This window comes from Protofrankia sp. CiP1_Cm_nod1 (genome assembly GCF_920888515.1).
In the GTDB taxonomy this organism is placed as follows: domain Bacteria; phylum Actinomycetota; class Actinomycetes; order Frankiales; family Frankiaceae; genus Protofrankia.
In genome coordinates this window covers 24,547-30,609 of the sequence record NZ_CAKKTM010000100.1, presented here as the reverse complement: position 1 = coordinate 30,609, position 6,063 = coordinate 24,547, and the positions used below count along the sequence as shown (strand labels likewise).

General features: G+C 63.4%; 5 protein-coding genes and 2 pseudogenes. 1 reads left to right on the top strand and 6 read right to left on the bottom strand.

The features are described from left to right. Positions 1 to 31: 31 nt before the first annotated feature. From NBX02_RS05115 to NBX02_RS05105, 3 genes and pseudogenes are all read right to left on the bottom strand, one after another. On the bottom strand, positions 32 to 397 hold the full coding sequence (locus tag NBX02_RS05115) for a hypothetical protein (protein ID WP_250290210.1): 366 nt from the start codon (positions 395 to 397) through the stop codon (positions 32 to 34). 246 nt (positions 398 to 643) lie between these two features. Next, a pseudogene (tnpC, locus tag NBX02_RS05110) lies at positions 644 to 2,331 on the bottom strand (IS66 family transposase). 177 nt (positions 2,332 to 2,508) lie between these two features. Further along, on the bottom strand, positions 2,509 to 2,931 hold the full coding sequence (locus tag NBX02_RS05105; RefSeq protein ID WP_250290208.1) for a hypothetical protein: 423 nt from the start codon (positions 2,929 to 2,931) through the stop codon (positions 2,509 to 2,511). A gap of 288 nt (positions 2,932 to 3,219) precedes the next feature. Between NBX02_RS05105 and NBX02_RS05100 the strand changes: the two genes are divergently transcribed. Further along, positions 3,220 to 4,059 (top strand): IS5 family transposase, encoded by an 840-nt coding sequence (locus NBX02_RS05100; RefSeq protein ID WP_445548273.1) that lies wholly within the window; start codon positions 3,220 to 3,222, stop codon positions 4,057 to 4,059. Positions 4,060 to 4,262: 203 nt separating this feature from the next. Here NBX02_RS05100 and NBX02_RS05095 read toward each other — a convergent pair whose 3' ends face one another. The 3 genes and pseudogenes from NBX02_RS05095 to NBX02_RS22940 all read right to left on the bottom strand — a co-directional run. Further along, the gene (locus NBX02_RS05095) at positions 4,263 to 4,667 is read right to left on the bottom strand and encodes an ankyrin repeat domain-containing protein (protein WP_250290207.1); all 405 of its coding nucleotides are present in this window, start codon (positions 4,665 to 4,667) and stop codon (positions 4,263 to 4,265) included. 3 nt (positions 4,668 to 4,670) lie between these two features. Then, positions 4,671 to 5,150 carry an HNH/ENDO VII family nuclease gene (locus tag NBX02_RS05090; protein WP_250290205.1) on the bottom strand — a complete coding sequence of 160 codons (480 nt, stop codon included), beginning with the start codon at positions 5,148 to 5,150 and terminating at the stop codon, positions 4,671 to 4,673. A gap of 702 nt (positions 5,151 to 5,852) precedes the next feature. Beyond that, positions 5,853 to 5,984: pseudogene (locus tag NBX02_RS22940) on the bottom strand (hypothetical protein); the annotation flags it as partial. Between the last annotated feature and the right edge of the window lie 79 nt (positions 5,985 to 6,063).

Sequence of the window (6,063 nt, the reverse complement as noted above, 5' to 3'; positions counted from 1 at the left end):
TACTGTTTACGAACGCCTCCCTGTATGCGGTTCATTTCTCTCGAGCGAGGACCGCCTCACCTATTGCTTGACCGGCAGGCGTCACATCCAGCCATACAACCGCTCCAGGAGTAAGATCCTCATCCCCCCACGCAAGCCAGTCCTGCGTGATTCGAACTATCGCCTCCCCCGTCGAACACTCCCACTGACGGAAACCAGAACCATCATATTCACCGGCAACCATCAGACCAGACGTGAGCACCTCGGCTATCAGACCGATTGAGAGCGCACGCAGATCCCTGGGCTCCACCAGACCACTTCGTTGCGCAATCTGATACAGCCATGCCGCGTAGACCCAGTCATCGACTCCGTTCGCAAGAATATCCTCAATGAGTGTGCGATCGTCCCATGTACTCATCGAACATGGACCTTTCTTTTAGCACCGTTCGGCAGGCGGATGTCGATCGCCGAACCTCCACTCCTCGAATCCGAACGGATGGCAACTGCCGTCCCGTCAGCATGACGTACGGCCGTACCCTTGTAACTGCCCCACTCTACAGGGGTCCCACCTCGGGCCAGCTCGTCATAAAGTGATCGCAATTCAGCCTCCGCGCCAACCGTACGAACGTGTCCATTCACGGGTGCGACCCGTTGTGATGTTGTTTTAGGCGGTGGTGGCGAGGGCGGGGGCTGGGATGTTGGTCCGGGGTACGGGGAGCCAGGGCTTGCCCGCGAGGGCCGTCGTGATCGCTTCGATGGCGCGTAGGCCGTGGTCGGAGGCGGAGACGAGGTAGGAGCGCACGCGGCAGTAGGCGGCGAGGGTCGCCGGGGTGTGCCAGTAGCCGGAGACGGCCTGGTGGCGTTTCGGGAGCCGTAGCGCCTGCTCGCAGGCGTTGTTCGTCCACGGAATCCTGACGTTGGTGGCGAACAGCCAGACCCGGTCGGCGATGGTGGCGAACCGGGTCGCCAGCACGTGGCCGGGATGGTGGGCACCGTCGGTCCAGTCCCGGCAGCGGTTGGTCAGCCGGCCCCACTCGACGTCCTTGTCGTAGCGGGCGCGCAGGGCGGCGAGCAGGTCCGCGTCCAGGCGGTCGTGTCCGGCGGCGCGGGCGGCGGCGACCTCGCGGTAGGCCTCGCGCAGCAGGTCGATGAGCCGGCCGGCCCAAGCCTGGACCTTCGGGTCGAGGTTCACCACCCCGCGTAGGTGGCGAATGAGGTGGGCGCAGCATTCCTGGACGCCGGCGAGCTGGGCGTCGCACTGGTACCAGCCGGCGTAGCCGTCCCGGACCAGGTAGCCGCGGAAGCCGGACAGGATCTGCAGGCCCTCGATCGCCTCCGACGAACGGGAGTGGGTCGGCGCGTACCAGACCAGTCCGGGGGCCGGGGTGCGCACGGTGACGATGTGCGGGGTCCCCGCCAGCGCCCTCCCGGCGTCGTCGACGTCGCGGCCGAGCACGTTGACCGCCCTCTCGTCGCCGCACAGCACGTCCTCGGCGCCGAGCGCCGTCCTCATCGCCGCGTCGAACCCGGCCGCGTCCCGCGTGGCGGCGAGCCGTTCGACCGCGCGGGCGACGAACCCGGACGACACCGGCACGCCCAGCAGGGCGGCGATGAGCATCGCGGCCCGCTCGACCGGCACGTTGCCCTCGGTGGCCAGCAGCACCGCGGCGGCGTTCAGCCGCGGCCCGTAGGACACACAGCCCGCCCTCGCGTGCGGCACGACCGCGGCCGTGACCTTCCGGCAACAGACGCACCGCCGCCGCGGCAGCGCCCACTCGACCTTCTCCAGCACGGGTTCGAGCACGTCCCACAGCTGCGCCCAGCCATCGCCCAGCACCTCAGCCTCGGAAAGATCCGCCTGGCACGACGAGCACTGGTCCGGCGGGTCCGCCCGCAACGATCGGTCCGGATCCGCATCCCGGGCCAGCCCCGACCCCGGATGACCCGGCTGCCCACCTGGTTTCCGGTCCTTCGACCGGACCCCCGCTCCGAGGCCTGCCGTGCCCGACGCTGCGCCTTCGCTCCGATCGGCTCCCTCGATGGCGGCGTCGAGGAGTTCGTGCTGTCCATCCCGAGGCGCCGCCGCAACTGCGCGACCTCAAGCTCCAGCCGCCGGCGTTCGGCCCGCTCCACGGCAAGCTCCGCCTCACGGCCGGCCAACTCCACCGCATGCCGCTGGGCCGCGTCCTCGACCACCCGACGCAGCCGGCCGTTCGTCTCCGCCAACCGGCCGTGCGCCCCGGTCAGCCGCGCGACGGCCTCCGTCAACTCCCCGACCCGCGCCTCCGCCGCGACAGCCCGCGACTCGAACGACGCGAGACGCGACTCGAACGACGCGGACGGGTCAGCCACAACTCCAGATCATGCCCAGCCGGCGGCCACGATCAAGCAACACCCGCGACGGGTTTCCTCAACGCGAACACCCAGGTCAGCGGACCACGATCCGTCACCCGTGAATGGACACTCCTGTAGTCGTCCGGCTACAGGTTCCGGTCAACTGCGAAGACCTGAAGTCTGACGAATCCTCGTTCACCAAGACTTTTCGCGGCGAAGTCGCTCCAGCAACAAAAAGTTTGAATTACTACTGTCAATTTCAAAAGACTCAATTATTGCCCCAGAATGATCCGTTCTTACCGAGGAAACCAGTATCCCATATTCATACACGGCATCAAAGCGAAGGTTTCCGCCTTCGTCGAACTCCCGGAATGCCCCATGGGGGACATTCTCCCTAAAATAAGATTCTCCCTTTATTTTACCCGAAGGGTACCAATCCCGCGCAGGCCTTTCTTGCAACCCTCGACGATAGCCGATCTCCGAAATTCCCCGACCGGGAACTTCTTCGTACCCTATACCCGTAAAAAGAGCACCGCGATGGGTGTACACCATATTTTCATCGAAATCAAGTTCTGCGTCGGGAACTCTCAGCACGCCCACTTCACCGTCTTCGCTCATGGAATTTCCTCCGCGCCTCGCGTGAGAAATGAACAGTAGGAACATCTGCCAATCGATGCTCCCTGCTCTGCACCGCGAAGACGCACATTATAGATCAAAAAATCTTCGATGCTAGAGCCAGCCCTCGCCCACAACCCCTGGTTGATCGCATTTATTTCAGAGTGAGCACCCGGGATACCTTTTCCTGATACGTAAGAACCTGTTTTGAATCTTGTAAGCATGCATGGAGCGTGCCCTTCGCCGGATGATCGACATGACTGGGCGAAATTTGATCATTACTGTCGGGGTATGTCGCGGTCGCATCATTACCCATCAGATCTGTCCGACGGCGAGTGGGCGCTGGTCGAACCGCTGCTGCCGCCGATAAGCAAGGATGGTCGGCCTGAGGAACACCCCCGCCGGGAGATTGTGAACGCGATCCTCTACGTGGCGCACAACGGCGGAGTGTGGCGGTCGCTGCCGTCGGATTTTCCGCCCTGGCAGACGGTCTACGGTTTCTTTTACCGATGGCGGAAGAAGGGGGTGACGGTGAAGTTGCACGACGCTCTGCGTGACAAGCTGCGCACGCTGGCGGGCCGGGACGTCGCACCCACCATGGGAATCATCGACTCCCAGTCTGTCAAGGGCGCGCAGACCGTGGGCAGGGGCTCCCGAGGCTACGACGCCGGTAAGAAGGTCAACGGCCGCAAGCGTTTCTTCATCGTCGACACCCTCGGCCTGCTGCTCGCCGTGCTGGTCGTCCCAGCCGGCGTCCAGGACCGCGACGGCGGCCGGCGCGTCCTGGTGGACCATTACTTCGCTCACCGGCGCTGCCGTCATCTGTGTGCCGACGCCGGTTTCGCCGGCTGGTTCGTGGAATGGGCCGCCACCATCATGAGAACCACCGTATCGATCATCCGAAAGAAACCCGGACAGAAACACTTCGAGGTCCTCCCGAAAAGGTGGATCGTTGAACGCACCATCTCCTGGATCACCGCGCATCGTCGCCTCGCTCGAGACTACGAACGCGAACCCGCCACCTCCGAATCATTTATCCATTGGGCGATGATTCGTATCATGACCCGCCGTATCGCGCGCCAGACGCCGATCAAGCGCTGGACGCCTCTCGCAGTTACACACAGTGAGTAAAATCAAGATTCAAAACAGGTTCTTATACGACTGCGCAGGCTGATCGATGGGCGGCACACGATCAACCTACGGGGTGTCACCCACCGCGAGCACCGCACAGTCACAGCGCTTGTCACCCAAACGACCCGACCTGCGTCAACACGAGACAATCAAGAGACCTGGCCGGTTACATTCTAAATAACCCAGAATGACTCGGTTTGTTGTCAGGGAGAAGCTTCTTTCGGAAGATCTTCAAAAAACTGTGCAATAGGATAGTTTGCAATCAATCGAGCAAGCCCGACCGGAGTCTGGCCATAATTATTGACCCTCCATGGATCAGCTCCACGCTCTCGCAACAGGGTAATGAGTTCACCCCGACCACGCGAATAAAAAACAGCATTCGACAAAGGCGTATTACCGAACTTGTCCACGCCATCGATCACGGCCCCGCCGTCCAGAAGTGCGCGCGCTGCCTCAACGGAGTACTCCTGGGCAGCGAAATGCAAAGGCGTATACCCTTTGATATCTACAGCATTAGGATCATACCCCTCCGCAAGAAGCTCTGCGATCTGTACGGCATCGTTATCTATTGCCGCGTAATGCAGCGGGGTACGCTTCATCCGATCCATCTTTCACCTCGAATCCTCATAGCGATGAGACCTATTGGAAGAACGATCCTCCAACTGGTAGATATCCGGATTGTTCTGATGTTCGATAACCTCCTCACGAGTCCACCCTTCCCGCCTCGCCCGTTCCTGCGTCCGCCTCCATTCATGGCCCGGCTTGTGACCAATGTCAGGCTTCCCCTTGATAGGCTGGCGCGTATTTGGATCAATTAGATTTCCGTCAGCATCCCGCTCGGCATTCTCATAGATCTTCTCCTTCACTTTTTTTCGTAGCGTAACCCGGTCAGCCGCCGGATCATTGCTCTTCTTGCGAGCTTCAAGGATAGTAACGCCATCTAGTAGCTCATCAAGACCAGGGAAGATCGCAATCGTCAGGTCCCGCTCGTCCGCGGGGAAGACCGTGGTCAGGGCATCCGCGGCGAGACCCGGGAAGATCAGGGTGAGGGGTTCCGCCGGATCCGCGGGGAACACCGGCAGCGGCGGCATACACGCCCCCGCCAGCGGCTGCGCACCCCCGGAGGCGGCGCAGTTGGCCTCCGCGAAATCGGTTATCCCCGGCCCGGCGTCCCCCGCACGAGCAGCCGCCGACAGCCCATCCGCGCAGCTCCCCGACGCACACGCCGGCACAGTGAACGGCCCACCCTGCGGCGACCAGCCCGCCTGGGAGGCGATAGCCGACGCCGACGACCACACCACCCCCACCGGCGGCAACGGTGCCGGCGCCGGAATCGCCGGAATCGGCGGCCGCGGCTCCGGCCTCACCTGCGGCGGCTTCGCCCGTGTCTTCGGAACAGCCCGCCCGCTAGTCCCGCCCGACTTACCCGTGCTCCCACCCGATGAGCCGCCACCAACTGGCAGACTCCCACCCCCAGGCAGCGCCGGAGCCACACTCAGGGAAGCCCCCGCCGACCAGCCATCCACCCACGGCCTCGACACCGACGACACCGCCGGAACAGCAGCCGGCACCGATGCCCCCCGTGAATCACCCCGATCCAAAACATGATCAATAGCCCGATCGGCCGCGTACGCCACAGCCGCCGTGACAACCGCACCAGCTACAAGACCAACCACGCACCCGAACAGCCCACCAACCGCACACCCAACCTCCCCGCCTATAACAGCAGCGTTATGACCACTGGGGTCGCTGTACGTCAGCGGGTTGGCGTTGGCGTAGGTGTACCGGTTCGCTGACACCGCCGACGTCAACGGCAACTGCGCGCTGTCCCGGGAAACAAACCCGCCGGTGGACGGGGTGTACCAGCGGGCCTGCGCGGAGACCTTCGCCGTGGCCGGGTCCGTCCAGGAGCCCTGGAAACCCACCCGCACCTGCGCGCTGCCCGCGGTCGTCGGCACCCCGAACGGGTCGAACGCCTTCTGATCCGCCAGCCCCGACCCGCTG